Consider the following 18,622-nt stretch of genomic DNA (forward strand, 5'->3'; position numbering starts at 1 on the left):
GGTCACAGTTGCTCGCCCGGGACGCAAGTCCTATTGTCCGATCGTCACAGCTTGGAGACATCAGCCTTGATCTGGGCCTGCTGGCGCATGATCCGCAGCGCGACCCCGGATATGCCCAGACACATGATCATCGACGATCCGCCGGCGGAGATGAACGGCATCGGCACGCCGAACACGGGGAAGATGCCGACGACGACGCCGATGTTGACCATCGCCTGGCCGACGAGCCAGACGAGGATCAGCATGAGCACCATCGAGCTGTAGCGGTCCTTGAGCTGCAGGGCGCTGAACAGCAGGCACCATCCGAGGATCACGAAGATGAGGATCACCATCGCGCAGCCGAGGAAGCCGGTCTCCTCGCCGATGATCGCGAAGATGAAGTCGTTGTGCGCGGCCGGCAGGTAGTTCCATTTCTCGCGTGAGTTGCCGAGACCCAGCCCCAGGAACCCGCCTGAGGCGATCGCGTAGCGGGCGTGCATCGACTGGAAGCAGATGCCCTGCGCGTCGGCCGCCGAGCATTCGGTGTACGCGGCGAGCACGCGCTGTCGGCGGTTGGGGCTGGACGCGATCATCGCGATGACCCCCACCGCCATGACGACGCCCGACCCTGCCAGCCATTTGCCGGGGAAACCCGCGATGAGGAACGCCACGACGCCGATGAACAGGAGGATCATCGCGGTGCCGAGGTCCTTGCCGCCGAGCACGAGCAGCAGGCACACGACGTACACCCCGACGACCACGCTGTACGCCTTGACCTGGTCACGCAGGCTTTTCGCCCGGTCATAGCGGCGTTTGGCCACGATCAACGCCGAGGGCAGCCATATGCACAAGGCGAATTTGATGAGCTCGGCCGGCTGTATCGTGATGCCGCCGACGCGGATCCATCCCGCATTGCCGTATTGCTCGACGCCGAGTCCGGTGAAGGTCAGCATCTGCACGGCCATGGCGAGGCCCACGGCGACGAAGCCGAACTGACGGTATAACTTGACCGGCAGCATCGACAGCACGAACCCCACCACCAGTCCGACGACGCAGAAAAACGCCTGATTGAGGCTGGAGAACGGCGACTTGCCCGTCGAGGCGTTCGATACGGCGGAGCTGGAGAACACCATGATCACGCCGAAGACGCTCAGTCCCAGCACGGACATGCGGAACCCGTGGTAACACCACAGCGGGTTGAACAGGCTCTGCGGGCTTGTGGAGCGCTTTCCCGCGCGATCGGGGCGGTCAGCGTCCGTCATACGCGCTGACCCATCGCCTGGCGGCCTCGGTGAACTTGACGCCGCGGTCGGCGTAGGAGACGAACTGGTCCATCGAGGCGCAGGCAGGGGCCATAAGGACCACGTCGCCGGGCTCGGCGTACCGTCCCGCGGCCTCGACGGCGCGGGCCATCACGTCGTCGTTCGGATCGGGGTTGATGACGGTCAGCGGGGTCGACGGGGAGGACGCGGCGAAGGCGTCGATCATCGGCTGCTGGTCGCGTCCGATGATCACGGCCGCCTTGATCGTGCGGCTGCGGTCGGCGACGAGATGTTCGAAGCGGCTGCCCTTGGCAAGGCCGCCCGCGATCCAGACCACCGAGCCGTCGGCGAAGCTTGACAGGGAAGCGTTGGCGGCATGCGCGTTGGTGGCCTTGGAGTCGTCGACGAAACGGATGGTGCGGCCGGCGTCGTCCGGCGTCGTCGCGGCGACGGTGGCGATGCGGTGGCCGCCGGGCTTAAACGTGCGCAGCGCGTCGAGGGCCTTGTCGCGGTCGGCGCCGAAGCCGAGGACCAGCGCGAGGGCGGTGAGCGCGTCGGCGAGCAGATGCGGGTAGACCGTGCCGTCGGGCTCCGTCAGGTGATCGAACTCGGCGATCGGGGCGAGACGCACGGCCTCGCCGACCTCCGCCCCGGCGACGCCGCTCATGTCGACGATCCATCCGTCCTTGACGCCGATCTGGCCGGCCTTGGGCTCGTGGAGCGTGAAGCCGACCCGGCGGCACCCTTCGGCGGGCTCGGCCTCCTCGGCCTTGCGCGTGACCAGCGGGTCGTCCGCGTTGTAGACGAGGGCCCGCTTGACGCCGTGGAACACCTTGGCCTTGTCGGCGGCGTAGTTCTCGCGTCCACCGTGCCAATCGAGGTGGTCGTCGGCGATGTTGGTGATGGCGGCGCAGTCGAGGGCGAGCGAATCGGTGAAATGCAGCTGGAAGGAGCTCAGTTCGACGCACAGCACGTCATGCTCGGGGTTGGTGGCGCAGCGGGACAGGGACATCGCCATGTTGCCGGAGGCGATGTTGCCGGCGGTCGGCGCGTCGTAGCCGCACGCCTCGAGCATCACCGAGGTCATCTCGGTGGTGGAGGTCTTGCCGTTGGTGCCGGTGATGCCGATCCACGCGGCAGGCCGGCCGGTGCGCTTCGAGTCGACGCGCAAGCGCCAGGCGAACTCGACCTCGCTCAGCACGGGGATGCCGCGGCGCTGCGCCTCGAGGATGAACGGGGTGCGCGGGTTGAACACCGGGGACGACATCACATAGTCGATGCCGTTCCAGTCGACCTTGTCGAAGGAGTCGAGGTCGGCGTCCGGCTTCCTCTCGTCGACGCCGATGACCCTGGCGCCGGACTCGCGCAGCACCTCGGCCAGCGACGTGCCAGACACGCCGAGGCCCGCGATCAGAACGGTCCTGCCTGTGATATCCATGATTGCTTTGCCCCCTGATGGATGGTTGTGTAAAGACCCGTTATACGAACACCCGTATACGAACGCCCGGAAATCAGCCGGAATCAGCCGAAGATCAGCCCGGAGCGGGTGGCCCAGTCGGCGTAGAAGACCACGAGCGCGATGAGCACGAACATGAGCTCGATCATCCAGAAGCGGACCACCACCTTGGATTCCTGCCATCCGCACAGCTCGAAGTGATGGTGGATCGGCGCCATCTTGAACACGCGCTTGTGCGTGGCCTTGAAGTAGCCGACCTGGATGACGTCGCTCATCGCCTCGATCACGTACAGTCCGCCGAGGATGACGGCGAGGAACTCGGTGTGCGTGGCGATCGACAGGGCCGCGAACAGGCCGCCCAGCGCGAGCGAACCGGTGTCGCCCATGAACACGGAGGCGGGGTTGGTGTTGTACCACAGGAACCCGATGCAGGCGACGGCGGCGCACACGGCGATGATCGTCAGGTCGAGCGGGTCGGAGACGGCGTACGCGTAGCCGGAGTGGCCGGCGCCCTTGAGGTGGTAGCTCTCCCAGAAGGCGATCACGCCGTAGCCAGTGAACGCGATCATCGACGAGCCGGCGGCGAGGCCGTCGAGGCCGTCGGTCAGGTTCACGGCGTTCGTCCACGCGGTCATCAGGAAGTTGACCCAGACGACGAACAGGACGATGGCGACGGCGCGTCCGGCGAATTCGAAGCTGAAGAACGGGCGCTCGATGAAGCTCATGCCCGCCTGCGCGCTCGGGAAGCCGCTTTTGGTGGGGATGATCAGGGCGAGCACCGCGTAGATCGTGGCGAAGATGAACTGGCCGATGAACTTGCCGCGCACCGTGAGCCCCTCACTCTGCTTCTTGCGCACCTTGGCGAAGTCGTCGATGAAGCCGAGCAGGCCCATCGAGAGCATCGCGAAGAGCACGAGGACGGCGGACCACGACGGCTTGTCGCCCATGTGCAGGTAGCGGTAGAGGGCCGAGGCGCCCCATCCGAGCACGATGGCCAGGTTGATGACCACGCCGCCCAGCGTCGGGGTGCCGCGTTTGACCTGATGCGACTTCGGGCCGTCCTGGCGGATGTACTGGCCGTAATGCAGCCGGTGCACGAGCCGGATGAGCATCGGGGTGCCGACGAGCGTGACGACCAGCGTCACCAACATTCCAATGATTAGCGCAATCACTTCGGGTCTTTCCTCATTCCCTGTCTTCCCATGGGCGGCCTGTTCCCGCCCGACGTATATGCGTCAGCCGCGTATGCCGCGCCAGCCGCGTCCCGGCCCGGGACCCCATTTCACTGCGCGGGCGCCCAGCGTTCGGCCAGCGCGCTCAGGCCCGAGGCGTGCGAGCCCTTGAGCAGCACGACCGTTCCGGCGTGATCGCGCGCGACCGACGTGACGAGCCCGTCGGCCTCGTCGGCGTCGTGGACCCAGTCGACCGGCACGTTGGAGACGCCCTTGGCGGCCAGCTCGGCGCGGGCGCCTTCGGCCAGCGACTCGGCGAGCGCGTCGAACTCGGCGTCGGTCTTCGAACCGACCGCGATGATGCGGTCCAGTCCGAGGCCGGCCGCGTAGGCGCCGACCGAGCGGTGCAGGCCGCGCTCGTCGCCGCCGAGCTCGAGCATCGCGCCGAGCACGGCGACGCGGTACGGCTCGGGCTCCTTCCCGGCTCCCCAGCGGGCCAGACCGTCGAGTCCGGCCTTCATCGAATCGGGGTTGGCGTTGAAGGAGTCGTCGATGAGCGTGAAGGAGGCGCCGTCGCGCTCGACCGTGGAGACGGCCATGCGGTGCGGGCTGATATGGCGCTGCTCGCCGAGCACGCGCGCGATGTCGTCGAGCGGCATGCCGAGCATGCGCGCGACGGTGGCCGCGGCCAGCGCGTTCATCACGTTGTGCGCGCCGGGGATGCCCAGCTGGACGTGCACGCTCGCGCCGTCGTCGGTGAGAAGCGTGAACGAGGGCCTGTCGAGGTCGTCGGTCGCGATGTCGCGGGCGGTCAGGGCGTCGCCTGCCGCATGCGTCGGGTCGATGCCGAAGCGCACGACGCCGGCCGGGGCGATGGACGCCATCGCCGCCACATGCGCGTCGTCGGCGTTGAGCACGGCGACGCCGTCCGGCAGCAGGCCGCGCACGATCTCGGACTTGGCCTGCGCGATGCGTTCGACGGAGCCGAACTCGCCCAGATGGGCCACGCCGACCTTGAGCACGATGGCGATGTCCGGCGGGGCGATCGTGGTCAGATGCGCGATCTCGCCGACATGGTTCGCCCCCATCTCCGCGACGAAGTAGCGGGTGTCGGCGTTCACGGTCAGCGCCGTGAGCGGCAGACCGATCTCGTTGTTGAACGAGCCGACGGGCGCGACCGTGGCGTCGAGGGTCGACAGCAGCGACTTGAGCAGGTCCTTGGTGGTGGTCTTGCCGACCGATCCGGTCAGCGCCACCAGCGTGAACGGCTTGCCGCCCTGCGCGGGGTCCGCGGCGGCGCGGCGGCGCTCGATGTTGTACCGTGCCAGCTCGCCCAACGCGGCGACGGTGTCGTCGACGACGATCTGCGCGATGTCCGCGCCGGCGACCTCATGGTCGACGATGGCGGCGACCGCGCCGGCGGCGCCCACCTTCGGCACGTAGTCATGACCGTCCACGCGCTCGCCCCTGATCGCGACGAACACGCCGCCGGCGGTCACCTGACGCGAGTCGCTGACCGTGGAGACGGCGACGGCGCCCTCGGGCACGCGCCCGGCCCCCTCACCCGTGGCCGGGGCCACGACCCTTCCTCCGGTCGCCTCGGCGATCTGCGTGATGGTCATCGGCATCATCGTGCTGCCCACTGTCTCTCCTCATTGTCCTTGGATGGTTTGATACGTTCCTGTGTTTCCCGGGTTTCCTGGGCCCGACCGGCGCCCGGACCGCCTACTCGAGATCCCCCGCCACACGCAGCGCGTTCCTGATGTTGTTGCGGCGCACGCCGGCGGCGAGCACCATCGCGATGGCGAGCGACAGGCGCGAGCGCTCGGCCGGGTCGTCGCCCTCGGTGGCGTATCGGGCGAGCGTGTCCGACTCCTCGGTGGGGCTGGTCACGCGCATTTGCTCGTCGGCGCGGAAGCCGTATTCGGACTGCATGCGTTCGATCACCGCGCGGTCAGCGTTCGCGGGGGCCGGCAGGGAGGATCCGAAGACGTCCACGTTTACCGATTCGAGCGCATGCGCGGACACGGTCAGGTCGTTCAGCGCGATGACCACGGCCGCGGCGCCGTCCTCCGCGCAGATCGCCAGCGTGCGCTGCAGGTCGATGATCCCGAGCGGATAATCCAGATCGAGCTTGCGTTCGAGCGAATACGAGCCACCCACGCTGATCGTGCCCACGGGGTTGCCGAGCATGTGCAGGAACCGTGCGAGCTTGTCGACGGTGGCGATCCCCTCCTGCGGCGTGGAGGCGCTCACCGCGAAGATCGCAAGCGTGTTGGAGGGGTTGCCGGCCATCTGCGAGGCGAGCGTGCCCATCTGCTCGGGCGTCGGGTCGGCGAACAGCAGCGGCATGTCCGGGTCCTTGAGGCGCTCGCGGTCGGCGGTCGGCACGATCGCGGCGTACGCGCCGTGCCGGCGGGCCCGGCGCAGCGTGTCCTCGTCCATGTCGTGGGCGGGATAGTACAGCGCGCCCGGCTCGATCGAATCGAGGTCGTCGGCGAGCGAGGTGACGGTCACATGACCCGCGAACGGGGGCACCAGCTCCCATCCGTAGTGCTCGACGAGGTGGCCGAGCGTCATGCGCTGCATGATGGACTCACTCACTGCGCTCATAGTGTCCCTTTCATCGCTTGTCTCATCCGACTCATCCGCGGTTCACCAATCCACTGCAATAGCATCAGTGCGCGGGGACGAATTCGGCACCTCGTACTTCTGCATAAGGAATTCACCAATCTTGGAGAACAGGGCACCGGAGGTGAGGCCGCCGTACGTGCCGTCCGGATCCTGCATGATCACGGTGACGACGAAACGGGGGTTGTCCGCGGGCAGGATGCCCACGAAGTCGGCGACGATCGACGTCAGGCGGCCGTCGGCGCCCGCGACCTCGGCGGTACCCGTCTTGGCGGCGACGCGGTAGCCTTCGACGCCGGCGGTGGACTTGTACTCCTCGCCGACCGACTCCATGGCGTTCCTGATCTGCCGTGCGTGCTCCTCGTCAAGGACCCGGGTGGCCTCGTTGTGGACCTTGTCCGTGACGTGGCCGTCCGCGTCGGTGACCGACTTGATGACCGACTGCCTGCGGCTGACGCCGTCGTTGGCGATGATGGAGATCGCGCGGGTCAGCTGCAGTGGGTTGACCGTGTAGCCCTGGCCGAACAGGACGGTGTCCTTGGTGCGGCCGTCCCAGGAGGAGGACTGCGTGAGCACGCCGTTGGTCTCGCCGGGCAGGTCCAGACCGGTGGACTGGCCGATGCCGAACTTGGTCAGCATGTCGTAGCGCTGCTGGGGGGTGACGTCCTTGGCGGCCATGACCATGCCGACGTTGGAGGAGTTGCTCAGGATGCCCGCCAGCGTCCAGTGTTCGCTGCCATGCTCGTGCGAGTCGTGGAACTTCTGCCCGTTCCAGTCGATCTCGTAGGGCACGGTGAACTTGTCGTCGATCTTGTGCGCGCCGCTTTCGAGGATCGCGGCCAGCGCCGGGACCTTGCCCACCGAGCCGGGCTCGAAGGTCTGCGTGACGGCCTTCGAGGCGTTGAGCTTGGCGGAGTCGGAACCGGCCTGGATCTGGTCGCTGTCCTCGAGGGCGATGATCTCGCCGGTGCGGCAGTCCTCGACCACGGCCACGCCCCACTTGGCGTGGAAGCTCGCGACGCCCTCGGTGAGCACCTTCTTGACGTACCAGTCCACGTCGGCGTCGATGGTCAGGCTCACGTCCTTGCCGTCGACGGCTTCCTTCGACTCGGTGACGGTGCCGGGGATGACCGCGCCGCCACCGTTGCTGCGCTGGTAGACGGTGTAGCCGTCGGTGCCCTTGAGCGTCTCGTTGAGCGTGCGTTCGAGGCCGGCGGCGCCCTCCCCCTCGTCGTTGACGCCGCCGAGCAGGGAGCCGAGCAGGGTGTTCTCGGCGTAGACGCGCTCGCTGCTCAGCTCGCCGTAGACGATGCCGGCGAGCCCGAGCTTGTCGATCTTGCGCTTGACGGCCGGGGTGACGTCCTTCTTGATGACGAGGTACATGCCGTCGCCGTTGAGCTTGGCGCCCAGCTCGAGGGCGTCGACCTTGAGGACCGGCGCCAGCAGGCGCGCCACCGCGGCCGCGCCGGTCGCGCCGACCGGCTTGCCGTCGATCTGGTGGCAGTAGCCGAGGGTCTTGGCCTGCTTGGAGCCGCAGGCGACGGGCGTGAACGCGGTGGCCGCGTCCGGGATGCCGATGATGTTGTACCGCTCGACGCTCTGGGCGAGCACCGTGCCGTTGGTGTCGGTGATCCGGCCGCGGTTCGAGCGGATCGTGATCCTGCTGGTGCGCATGTCCGTGGCGGCCTGGGCCGTGGCGCGCCCCTGCAGCAGCTGGACGCTGGCCAGCTGGATCAGGCACGCGCCGGCGACCACGGCGAGCGCCAGTCCGACCGCGAGGCACCGCATCATGAAGGAGTCGAGCCGGTGCCGGCGTGCGAACGCCCTGATGAAGTTCATGTCATTTGCCTTCCGTCGAGGCCGGGTCGGATGCCTTGTATCCGTTCAGGTCGATGGACACCGAGCTGGACTGCGGGACCATGCCCATGTCGTCGGCCTTCTGCGGCAGCGAGGCCTCGAGCTGGTTGAGCCTGGCCTGATCGTCCTGCACGTCCTGGGTCAGCCGCGCGATGGAGGTCTCCAGCGAGGAGACCTCGAAGGCGTTCTGCACCATCTGGGTGCGCAGCATCAGCGCACCGATGAGCGTGGCGGCGAGGAAGACGACGGCGACGACGATATGCACCGTGGGCGCCGAACGGGTGCGGACCCATTCCATGAACCGGCCGAAGCCGGCGGCGAGATCGTCCTTGTCGGCGCGGCCGCCGTTGACGACGCGCAGCTCGGGGCGTGACGCCGGCACGGCGGCGGGCTCGGGCCGGCGCGACGCCGGCACGGCGTTGGAACGCAGGGAACGTGCTGCGGATGCCATGATGTTAGTTCCTCTCCCCTTACTGGCGGTGGGATGTGCTTGCTTCGGACTCGAACCGTTCGACGGTTCTGCGCGGTATCGGTCTGACGAGTTCCACCGCGCGCAGCCGCACCGAGGCGGATCTCGGGTTCGCGGCGATCTCCGTCTCGTCCGCCTTCAGCGCCCCCCTCGTGAGCTCCCGGAAGAACGGACGGGCGTCGGCGGGGACCACCGGCATGTCCGGAGGCACGTCGGCGACGAGCCCGGTCGTCATGAACGTCTTGACGGTCTTGTCCTCAAGCGAGTGGTAGGACTCGACGACGATGCGCCCGTGCCCCCTGAGCCGCAGCGCGATCTGCGGCAGGGTGCGCGCGAGCTTGTCCAGCTCGCCGTTCACCTCGATGCGCAGCGCCTGGAAGACGCGTTTGGCGGGGTTGCCGGCCGGGCGGTGCGCCTTGGGCACGACCTCGTCGACCAGCTCGTTCAACTCGGCGGAGGTCTCGAGCGGGCGTTCTGCGCGGCGTTCGACGATCCGGCGAGCGATCTGGCGGGCGAACCGCTCCTCGCCGTACGTCCTGAAGATGCGGGTCAGGGACCGCTCGTCGTATTCGGCGAGGACCCGCCGCGCCGTCAGCGGCTGGGAGACGTCCATGCGCATGTCGAGCGGGGCGTCGTGGGAGTAGGAGAAGCCGCGGTCGGTCTCGTCGATCTGCAGGCTGGACAGCCCCAGGTCCATGAACGCGGCGTCGACCCGGCCGATGCCGTGCTCGTCGAGCGCCTCGGTGAATTCGTCGAAGGCGGCGTGCACCGGCGTGAAACGGTCGGCCAGGCCCTCGCGCTCCATGCGTTCGGTGGCGAGGCCCAGCGCCTCGGCGTCGCGGTCGATGCCGACCAGACGGGCCGCGGGCGCCGCCTTGAGGAAGGCCGTCGCGTGCCCCGCCAGCCCGAGCGTGCAGTCCACGATCACGGGGGCCGCCACGCGTCCGTCGGTGGCGGTGCCGCCCGTGACAAGGCGCACGCAGTCCTCCAGCAGCACCGGCTTGTGGATCGAGGCGAGATCCCGCCCGTGTTCGTCGTTCATCGTCATCCGTCCGTCCATCACATCCATTGCGTTCGTCGCATCCATCAGAACTCCACCTCCGGCAGCACGTCGTCGGCGATGTTCGCGTAATCCTGCTCCTTCTCGGCGAGGTAGGTCTCCCAGGTCGCGCGATCCCAGATCTCGGCGCGCGTGCCCACGCCGATCACCACCACGTCGTCGCCCAGATGCGCGTAGTCGCGCAGCATCTGCGGCACCAGCACGCGGCCCTGCCTGTCCGGGGTCTGGTCCACGGCCCCGGAGAGGAACACGCGCAGGTACTCACGGGCCGCCTTGTTGCCCACGGAGACGCGCTGGATCTGCATCGCGATGCGCCGGAACTCGGCCACCGGCAGCAGATACACGCAGCGCTCCTGACCACGCGCCATGACCAGCCCCTGACCGAGCTGACCGCGCATCTTGGCCGGCAGGGCCATGCGCCCCTTGGCGTCGATCCTGGGCGAATACGTGCCGAGCAGCAGCGGGGGCATGCCCAGATCGGCCATCACGCCCGCGACGCCGCCCAGAGGCTGGGCCGCCTGACCCTGCGGGGACTGCGGGGACTCGCCCTGTCCCGACGTGTCGCCGGAGGGGGCGAATCCCATGCCTTCCGCGTTGCCGTCGGCCATCCGCCCCACCTCCTTCGCATCGCATCAGGCACACCACCGCCACACTTCTCCCCCACTTTACCCCACAAGTCCCCATTTTTCCCCACCCGAACACACTTTCCGCGCTTTTTGACGGCGCCGGGAACCATTCCGGTGATCCCGCGGCGCGGATTTACGCGAACCCAGCTGCGAACCCGCGAACCCGCATGCAAACCCACGCGAATTCAGATGAAATTCACCTTTCTTCCCCCACTGCGGCCCCGGTCGTTCGGGGGAAGGAGTAAATTGGGATGTCTTGAAAATTTCGGCCAAGACATAAGGGGAAACGGTACGACCATGTCGAGTTACGCCTCGCAGCTTGAGGAGGAACAGCGCGCGGTGTCCCGCGCCTACGACCGTCTGGACGCATTGCGCGCCGAGGCGAGGCAGCGCCTCGACACGGTGCGCGCCGCGGGATCGCACGGGTCCCCGACGCAGCGCACCGAGCGGGACTCCTTCGCCACGATGTACGAGGACCGTCTCACCCAGCTGCGCGCCGTGGAGGACCGTCTGGTCTTCGGCCGTCTCGACGACTCCGCCGGCGGACGCCGCTACATCGGGCGCATCGGCCTGACCGACGAGGCGCACAAGCCGATCCTCACCGACTGGAGGGCCGAGGCCGCCCGTCCCTTCTACGAGGCCACGCCCTCGCATCACGGCGACATCGTGATGCGACGCCACATCACGCTGAGCTTCCGCGACGTGGTCGCCGTGGAGGACGAGGTGCTCGACGTGCACTCCGATCAGGTGGGCGAGGCCTCGCGCTCCGGCACGCTGACCGGCGAGGGCGCCCTGCTGGCGTCGCTGAGCTCGAGGCGCACCGGCAAGATGACCGACATCGTGGCCACGATCCAGGCCGAGCAGGACCACATCATCCGCTCCGAGATGGGTCGCGCGGTCGTGGTGCAGGGAGGCCCCGGCACCGGCAAGACCGCGGTGGCGCTGCACCGCGCCGCCTACCTGCTGTACACGCACCGCCGCACGCTGGAACGCGCCGGCGTGCTCATCGTGGGCCCGAGCTCCGCGTTCCTGCACTACATCGACCAGGTGCTCCCCTCGCTGGGCGAGACCGGCGTGGTCTCGCGCACGATCGGCGACCTCATCCCCGGCATCGAGGCCTCGGCCGTCGACTCCCCTCGCGCGGCCCAGCTCAAGGGCGACCACCGCATGGCCACGGCCATCCGCAACGCCGTGAGCGCGCGCGAACGCGTGCCGCACGACCTGCCGACCGTGCGGATCAGCGGCATCCCCGTGCCGATGCTGGCCGTCGATATCGAACAGGCCATGGCCGACGCCAAGCGCACCCGCCAGCCGCACAACAAGGCCCGCGAGACCTTCGTCAAGTCGATGATCTCCGCGATGCGCGCGCGCTACGAGGAGCAGCTCGACTACACGCCCGACCAGGACGAGATCAACCGCGCCGTCTCGCTGTTGCGCATGAACGATCAGGTGCGCGTCGCCCTGAACCTCGCGTGGCTGCCGATGACCGGCCAGTGGCTGATCGACGACATGTTCTCCAAGCCGGACAAGCTGCGTCGCTTCGCCCCCTGGCTGAGCGACGAGGACGTGGCCGAGCTGGTCCGCCCGAAGGGCTCCGCCCTGACCCGCTCCGATGTGCCGCTGCTCGACGAGGCGATGGAATTGCTCGGCGACGATCCGAAGGTGGCCGCGCGCAAACGCCGTGACGAGGCCAAGCAGGCGGAGGCGCTGCGCTTCGCGCAGGACACGCTGGCGCAGAACGGCATCGGCAACGGGCTGGTCACCTCGCAGATGCTGGTCGACCGGATCGCCGGCGACGACGTGGAGGTCACCGCCCAGCGCGCCGGACGCGACCGCGAATGGGTGTACGGCCATATCGTCGTCGACGAGGCGCAGGAGCTCACGGCGATGGACTGGCGCATGCTGATGCGCCGCTGTCCGTCCCGCTCGTTCACGATCGTGGGCGACGTGGCGCAGACCAGCGCGCTCGGCGGCACGCGTTCCTGGCCGAAGACGATGGACCGCCTCTTCGGACGCGGCAACTGGGATCTCGACGAACTGACCATCGACTACCGCAACCCGCAGGAGGTCTCCGATCTGGCCGGGCACTTCGCCGAGGCGCAGGGGCTGTACATCTCCACGGTGCACGCGGTGCGTCGGATCGCCGACGCCGTCTCGCGCACGACGGTCCCGTCCCGCGGCGAACTGATCGGGGCCGCCTGCGACGAGGCCGCGCGTCTGGCCGAACGGTTCGTGGCGACGGACGGCACCGGCCGTATCGCGGTGATCGCCCCGCAATCGCTGCTCGGCGAGCTGGCTCCGGCCGTCGACGCCGCCCTGCGACGGGTCCTCGGCGTCGACGAGGCCGCACGCATCGCCGATCAGGAGCCGTGGGACCGTCAGGTGACGGTCAGCGACACCGAGGAGGTCAAGGGACTCGAATACGACGCCGTCGTGCTCGTCGAACCCGGCCTCATCGACCAGGAGGCGCCGAGCCGTCTCGTCTCGGCGGCCGACCTCTACGTGGCGATGACCCGGCCCACGCAGCGTCTGGCCATTGTGCGGACCACGATGGACGAAAAGGATCTGGAACTCTAAGGTGGGAGACATGCCTAAAGCACTGTTACTGGAAAACATCCATCCCGACGCGGCCAAGTCGCTGCGCGACCACGGCTTCGAGGTCGTCACGGCCAAGGGCGCCCTGAACGAGGACGAGCTCATCGACGCCCTCGACGGCGTCGACATCGTCGGCGTCCGGTCGAAGACCACCGTGACCAAGCGTGTCCTCGAGGCCCGTCCGACGCTGTCCGCGGTGGGTTGCTTCTGCATCGGCACCAATCAGGTGGACCTCGATTTCGCCGGGCGTCAGGGCATCGCCGTGTTCAACGCCCCGTACTCCAACACCCGTTCGGTGGTGGAGCTGGTGATCTGCGACATCATCTGCCTGATGCGCCGCATCCCCGCCCACACGCACCACCTCAAGCACGGCCTGTGGGACAAGTCCGCGTCCGGCTCGCACGAGGTGCGCGGCAAGACGCTGGGCATCATCGGCTACGGCAACATCGGCTCGCAGCTGAGCGTCCTGGCCGAGGCGCTCGGCATGCGTGTGGTGTTCTACGACCTCGAGGAGAAGCTGGCGATGGGCAACGCCCACCGCTGCGCCACGCTCAACGAGCTGCTGGAGCAGTCCGACGCCGTGACGCTGCATGTGGACGGCCGCAAGTCGAACACCGGGTTCTTCGGCGAGGACCAGTTCGAACATATGAAGCAGGACGCCATCTTCATCAACGCGTCCCGCGGCTTCGTGGCCGATCTGGACGCGCTGAAGCGCCATCTCGACTCCGGACATCTCTCCGGCGCGGCCGTGGACGTGTTCCCCGTCGAGCCGAAGAAGACCGGCGACCGGTTCGACACCGCCCTGGCCGACGAGGACAACATGATCCTCACCCCGCACATCGGCGGCTCGACCCTCGAGGCGCAGAAGTCGATCGGGCATTTCGTCTCCCAGCGTCTGGAGGATTACTGGGAGAAAGGCTCGACCTCCCTGTCGGTGAACCTCCCCCAGATCAATCTGGGCCCCAACCGCGGCGTGACGCGCATCGCCCACCTGCACGCGAACCTGCCAGGCGTCCTCGCCCGCGTCAACCACGTGCTCGGCGAGGAGAACATCAACATCGCCGCCCAGTCCCTCGGCACCGAAGGCGAGCTCGGCTATGTGGTGACGGACGTCTCGCAGAAGCCGTCGAAGGACACGCTCGAGGCGTTGCGCGCCATCGAGGGCACGATCCGCATGCGCGTGATCTCCTGATTCGCCTCCCCGGCATCGATGAAGGCGGCTGGTCTCCCAGTTGTGGGAGACCAGCCGCCTTCATCGTTTCCCGTCGTCTGCGTGATCGTCATCGGCCACGCTTCGGCCGGGTTCCGGCCGTGCTCGGCTATTCGTGCTTGAGCTCGTCTATCGCCGACTGGAAGTCGTCGAGGTTCTCGAAGTTCCGGTATACGCTCGCGAAGCGCAGATACGCGACCTCGTCCAGCTCACGCAGCGGCTTGAGGATGGCCTTGCCGACCTCATCCGAGGTGACCTGTGCCTGCCCCGTGGAACGCAGATACTCCTCGACGCGCTGGCCGAGCATCTTCAGGTCGTTCTCCTTGACCGGACGCCCCTGGCACGCCTTGCGCACGCCGGAGATGACCTTGTCCCGGTTGAACGGCTCCAGACTCCCCGATCGTTTCTCGACGAGCAGCGTGGTGGTCTCCAGCGTGGTGAAGCGCTTGTTGCAGTGGAGGCACATGCGGCGGCGACGGATGGAATAGCCGTCCTCGCTGACGCGGGTCTCCACGACCTTGGTATCGGCATGATGGCAGTACGGGCAATGCATGGAATCCACCATACCGTGTACGCCCCGAAAAACGTTGCACGCGGGGTTTCGCATCAGTCGTCGGCGGGGATGACGATGCGCTGGCCGACCTGCACCGAGGCGTCCTCGAGGTGGTTGAGCGCCATGAGCTCGTCCACCGTGGCGCCGACGTCCCCTCCCCGAGGCGTGGCCATCTCGGCGTACGTCCACAGCGTCTGCCCAGGCTGGACGGTATAGCTCTCCACCGCCATCGGGGCGGCGGCCGAATCGGCGCGCGCCGGGGTGAACGCGCCCAACGTGGCGGACACGGCGAGAACGGCCAGAACAAGCACCGTGACGCGCGACACCAGTCTCTCCATGGAAACCACATCCTTTCGAACACATGTTCTATCGAACATCCGTGCTGATTATGACACAGATGTTCGAACGTCGCAACTCGCCGTGTCGAACAAATGTTTGATCTTTTGTGTGGTCCACGGTATGCTTGACCAAGCAGAAAGGAGCCCCATGAGCACCATCCCGTTCGCCCCCGCGGCCGCGGACGATCCCGCGAAACCCCTCACGGAACGTCAGCGCCGCATTCTCGAGGCCATCATGACGTACCAGAACGAACGCGGCTTCGCCCCCTCGTTCCGCGACATCGGCGAGGCGGCCGGGCTCAAAAGCCCCTCCTCGGTCAAGCACCAGCTGCAGGCGCTCGAGCAGAAGGGCTACATCCGGCTCAACGCGAACAAGGGCCGCGCCATCGAGATCCTGCGCACCGAGGAGGAGGGGCCTTCCGCCCACACCTCCCGCGCCGAGGCATCCCCTGAACGGTTCGCGCCGCTCGTCGAGGACGAGGGCGATGGCATGCGCACGAACGGCACCGCCACCATCTACCGGTTCCCCGTCGGCGGCGAGTCGGAGTCGATGCTGGAGTCGCGCGACGTCCCGCTGGTCGGTCGCATCGCCGCGGGCGTGCCGATCACGGCCGAACAGCATATCGACGATGTGATGCGTCTGCCCGAACGGCTCACCGGCTCCGGCGGCAAGCTGTTCATGCTCGAGGTGCATGGCGATTCGATGATCGACGCCGCGATCTGCGACGGCGATTTCGTGGTGATCCGCGAGCAGCAGGACGCCGTCAACGGCGACATCGTGGCGGCCCTGATCGACGGCGAGGCCACGGTGAAGACCTATCGCAACGATCACGGCCACCTGTGGCTGATGCCGCACAACCCCGCCTACTCCCCCATCGACGGCACACACGCGACGATCATGGGCAAGGTCGTCACCGTCCTGCGCAAGCTCTAGCCGGCCCGCAGGCGCGTATGCTACACTGCCGACCAGCGAGATATACGAAGACCCCGGCCAACCCCGGGGTCTTCGTGTTTCCCGGGCAAAACGCGAATGGTATTGAGAAGCGATTTCAACGCTGACGTACAGGTACGGCAAAGGGAAAGGACGCACACACGATGGGTCAAACGGGGCGGATGGATCAGCGCGGTCGAGGCGGTCATGCGCATGGAGTCGGATCGCAGGCGTCGGCGGACGGGACCGGCTCGCATCAGCGCCGGCTGATGGCGACGCTGGCGGTCACCGGTTCGGTGTTCGTCATCGAGGTGGTCGCCTCGGTGCTGACCGGCTCCCTGGCGCTGCTGGTGGACGCCGGGCATATGCTCACCGACATGTCCGTGCTGATCGCCTCGACGGTGACGGCGATGCTGATGCGACGCAGGCCGAACAGCCACCGTACGTGGGGGTGGGCCCGGCTTGAGGTGCTGACGGCGGCGGCCGGCGCGATCGTGCTGCTCATCGTCGGCGTGTACGCGCTGGTGGAGGCGGGCATGCGCCTGTTCGGCGGTTCGCGGTCGGGCGTCGGGGACGTCGGTCTGCTGCTGTTCGTCGGCGTGCTCGGCCTTGCGGCGAACGTGACGTCGATCTTCATCCTCGCCTCGCAACGCGGCGACAACATGAACATGAAGGCGGCGTTCCTCGAGGTGATGAACGACGCGCTCGGCTCGGTGGCGGTGGTGCTGTCGGCGCTGGTGATGATGTCGACCGGCTGGGACGGATTCGACGCGGTGGCCGGCGGCGTGATCGCCCTGATGATGATCCCGCGCGCCATCGGCCTGTTGCGCAACGCGGTGCGCGTGCTGCTCGAGGAGACACCCGACGGGCTGGATCTGGACAAGGTGCGCGAGCACTTGGAGCATGTGCCCCATGTGGTGGCCGTGCACGACCTGCATGCGAGCACGGTGTCCACGGGCATGCCGATCCTGATGGCCCATGTCGTCGTCGAACGCGGGCTCACGATGGATCAGGCGGCCGTCATCCTCGGACAGCTGCAGGATTGCCTGCGCGAGCATTTCCCGGTGTCGGTGCCCCACACCACCTTCCAGCTCGAACCGGAAGGCTACCGCTCCCCCTCCGACGCCGAGATGCACGCCGCCGATCATCGCCCCGATTCCGATTCAAGGGCGGAGGACTGAAGGAGAACACCAGGAATGACATCGCCCCGACCATAACGATCGGGGCGATGTTTCAGTAAGGCTTCATACCATCACAGCCGAACGAGCTGTTCGACATTCGATTAAAACCGTTGAAAACGGCGTCGCACGCGTGCGAATTTCGTGCCGCCCGAGGTGAAGGCGTACAAAGGTACGTCGAACCTCGGGCGGTGCGAAAGGCGCTCCGTGCGACGCCGTTTTCACATCAGAAGCCGAACTCGGCGGCGGTGGCCTTCAGCGTCTCGGCGGAGCGCTTGAGGGCCGCGAGCTCGTTGTCGGAGACCGGGGTGTTGATGGCGGTGTTGACGCCGGAGCGGTTGAGGAGGGTCGGCACGGACATGCAGACGTCGGAGATGCCGTGGAAGTCCTTGAGCATGGAGGACACCGGCAGGATGCGGTTGGAGTCCTTGAGGACGGCCTCGATGATGTCGACGCCGGACATGCCGATGGCGTAGTTGGTCGCGCCCTTGCCGTTGATGATCTTGTAGGCGGCGTTCTTGACGTCCTGGTGGATCTGCTCGCGGACGGTGGCGTCGAGCGCCTCGTGGCCCGGCAGCGGGGTCCAGTCAAGCATCGGGACGCCACCGATGGTGGCGGAGGTCCACAGCGGGACCTCGGAGTCGCCGTGCTCGCCGGCGATGTAGGCGTGGACGTTCTTGACGTTGACGCCGGTCTGCTGCGCGATCAGGAAGCGCAGGCGAGCGGAGTCGAGGTTGGTGCCGGAACCGAAGACCTGATTCTCCGGCAGGCCGGAGAGCTTCTGGGCGACGTGCGTGGCGATGTCGACCGGGTTGGTGATCAGCATGTAGATGGCGTTCGGGGCGACCTTGACCAGGTTCGGGATGATGGCCTGGAGGATCTTGACGGTGGCGCCGACGAGCTCGAGGCGGGACTGGCCCGGCTTCTGGCGCGGGCCGGCGGTGATGACGACCATGTCGGCGTCGCGGCAGATCTCGGGGTCGTCCGAGCCGTCGATGGAGACGGTCGGGTAGAAGCTGGAGCCGTGCTGCATGTCGAGCACCTCGGCCTCGACGCGCTCCTTGGCGATGTCCTCGAGGACGATCTCACGGGCGACGCCGCGCTGGGCGGCCGCGAAGGCGAGGGTGGAGCCGACGGCGCCGGCACCGATAACGGCAAGCTTCGTGGGCTTGGTAACCAGAGTTTCTGCCATGTTCATGAACCTCTCTTAGAGTGGACGCCCGACATGGGCGTCATTCATTCAACCAACGGCTCTCAATGTACTCCGACAACCTGACGTATCGCATATCGGCGAGTACGCCAAAT

At 67.3% G+C, this 18,622-nt stretch carries 16 protein-coding genes; 4 read left to right on the forward strand and 12 right to left on the reverse strand.

Annotated elements, in window-relative coordinates; genetic code table 11:
• Positions 1-44: 44 nt before the first annotated feature.
• From CSQ85_RS02890 to mraZ, 9 genes are all read right to left on the reverse strand, one after another.
• Positions 45-1,241, reverse strand: coding sequence for a peptidoglycan glycosyltransferase FtsW (locus tag CSQ85_RS02890; RefSeq protein WP_223846796.1), 1,197 nt, complete (start codon positions 1,239-1,241; stop codon positions 45-47).
• Positions 1,228-2,679, reverse strand: coding sequence for a UDP-N-acetylmuramoyl-L-alanine--D-glutamate ligase (gene murD, locus CSQ85_RS02895; protein WP_150382796.1), 1,452 nt, complete (start codon positions 2,677-2,679; stop codon positions 1,228-1,230). The genes CSQ85_RS02890 and murD overlap by 14 nt, the downstream gene beginning before the upstream one ends.
• A gap of 83 nt (positions 2,680-2,762) precedes the next feature.
• The gene (gene mraY / locus CSQ85_RS02900) at positions 2,763-3,869 is read right to left on the reverse strand and encodes a phospho-N-acetylmuramoyl-pentapeptide-transferase (RefSeq protein ID WP_150382797.1); all 1,107 of its coding nucleotides are present in this window, start codon (positions 3,867-3,869) and stop codon (positions 2,763-2,765) included.
• Positions 3,870-3,979: 110 nt separating this feature from the next.
• Complete coding sequence (locus CSQ85_RS02905) at positions 3,980-5,500, reverse strand: UDP-N-acetylmuramoyl-tripeptide--D-alanyl-D-alanine ligase (protein ID WP_150383018.1); 1,521 nt, start codon at positions 5,498-5,500, stop codon at positions 3,980-3,982.
• 94 nt (positions 5,501-5,594) lie between these two features.
• Positions 5,595-6,482: a UDP-N-acetylmuramyl peptide synthase gene (locus CSQ85_RS02910; protein ID WP_107042143.1), complete on the reverse strand. Its 888-nt coding sequence runs from the start codon at positions 6,480-6,482 to the stop codon at positions 5,595-5,597.
• Positions 6,483-6,524: 42 nt separating this feature from the next.
• Entirely contained in the window at positions 6,525-8,339 is a 1,815-nt protein-coding gene (locus tag CSQ85_RS02915) for a peptidoglycan D,D-transpeptidase FtsI family protein (RefSeq protein ID WP_107042144.1), read from the reverse strand.
• Between the two features lies 1 nt (position 8,340).
• Positions 8,341-8,808, reverse strand: a complete 468-nt coding sequence (locus CSQ85_RS02920) for a hypothetical protein (RefSeq protein WP_107042145.1) — start codon at positions 8,806-8,808, stop codon at positions 8,341-8,343.
• Positions 8,809-8,827: 19 nt separating this feature from the next.
• Positions 8,828-9,868 carry a 16S rRNA (cytosine(1402)-N(4))-methyltransferase RsmH gene (gene rsmH, locus CSQ85_RS02925; RefSeq protein WP_107042166.1) on the reverse strand — a complete coding sequence of 347 codons (1,041 nt, stop codon included), beginning with the start codon at positions 9,866-9,868 and terminating at the stop codon, positions 8,828-8,830.
• A gap of 44 nt (positions 9,869-9,912) precedes the next feature.
• Positions 9,913-10,371, reverse strand: a complete 459-nt coding sequence (mraZ, locus tag CSQ85_RS02930; protein ID WP_107042167.1) for a division/cell wall cluster transcriptional repressor MraZ — start codon at positions 10,369-10,371, stop codon at positions 9,913-9,915.
• A 438-nt stretch (positions 10,372-10,809) separates the two neighbouring features.
• Here mraZ and CSQ85_RS02935 point away from each other — a divergent pair, with 438 nt between their 5' ends.
• Both CSQ85_RS02935 and serA read left to right on the forward strand, forming a co-directional pair.
• A complete protein-coding gene (locus CSQ85_RS02935) occupies positions 10,810-13,089 on the forward strand; it encodes a HelD family protein (protein WP_150382798.1) in 2,280 nt (759 codons plus the stop codon).
• A 10-nt stretch (positions 13,090-13,099) separates the two neighbouring features.
• On the forward strand, positions 13,100-14,299 hold the full coding sequence (serA, locus tag CSQ85_RS02940) for a phosphoglycerate dehydrogenase (protein WP_107042147.1): 1,200 nt from the start codon (positions 13,100-13,102) through the stop codon (positions 14,297-14,299).
• A gap of 127 nt (positions 14,300-14,426) precedes the next feature.
• On the opposite strand, the gene nrdR is transcribed toward serA, so the two are convergent.
• Together nrdR and CSQ85_RS02950 are read right to left on the reverse strand one after the other, a co-directional pair.
• A complete protein-coding gene (gene nrdR, locus CSQ85_RS02945; protein ID WP_150383019.1) occupies positions 14,427-14,870 on the reverse strand; it encodes a transcriptional regulator NrdR in 444 nt (147 codons plus the stop codon).
• A 53-nt stretch (positions 14,871-14,923) separates the two neighbouring features.
• Positions 14,924-15,208 (reverse strand): LysM peptidoglycan-binding domain-containing protein, encoded by a 285-nt coding sequence (locus CSQ85_RS02950; RefSeq protein WP_223846797.1) that lies wholly within the window; start codon positions 15,206-15,208, stop codon positions 14,924-14,926.
• A gap of 148 nt (positions 15,209-15,356) precedes the next feature.
• Here CSQ85_RS02950 and lexA point away from each other — a divergent pair, with 148 nt between their 5' ends.
• On the forward strand, positions 15,357-16,142 hold the full coding sequence (gene lexA / locus CSQ85_RS02955; RefSeq protein ID WP_150382799.1) for a transcriptional repressor LexA: 786 nt from the start codon (positions 15,357-15,359) through the stop codon (positions 16,140-16,142).
• A gap of 266 nt (positions 16,143-16,408) precedes the next feature.
• Positions 16,409-17,320 carry a cation diffusion facilitator family transporter gene (locus CSQ85_RS02960; RefSeq protein WP_223846831.1) on the forward strand — a complete coding sequence of 304 codons (912 nt, stop codon included), beginning with the start codon at positions 16,409-16,411 and terminating at the stop codon, positions 17,318-17,320.
• 223 nt (positions 17,321-17,543) lie between these two features.
• Here CSQ85_RS02960 and CSQ85_RS02965 read toward each other — a convergent pair whose 3' ends face one another.
• Positions 17,544-18,509: an L-lactate dehydrogenase gene (locus tag CSQ85_RS02965; RefSeq protein ID WP_107042168.1), complete on the reverse strand. Its 966-nt coding sequence runs from the start codon at positions 18,507-18,509 to the stop codon at positions 17,544-17,546.
• Positions 18,510-18,622: the final 113 nt, after the last annotated feature.

The sequence above is a fragment of the Bifidobacterium rousetti genome (assembly GCF_008698235.1).
Classification (GTDB): Bacteria; Actinomycetota; Actinomycetes; order Actinomycetales; family Bifidobacteriaceae; genus Bifidobacterium; species Bifidobacterium rousetti.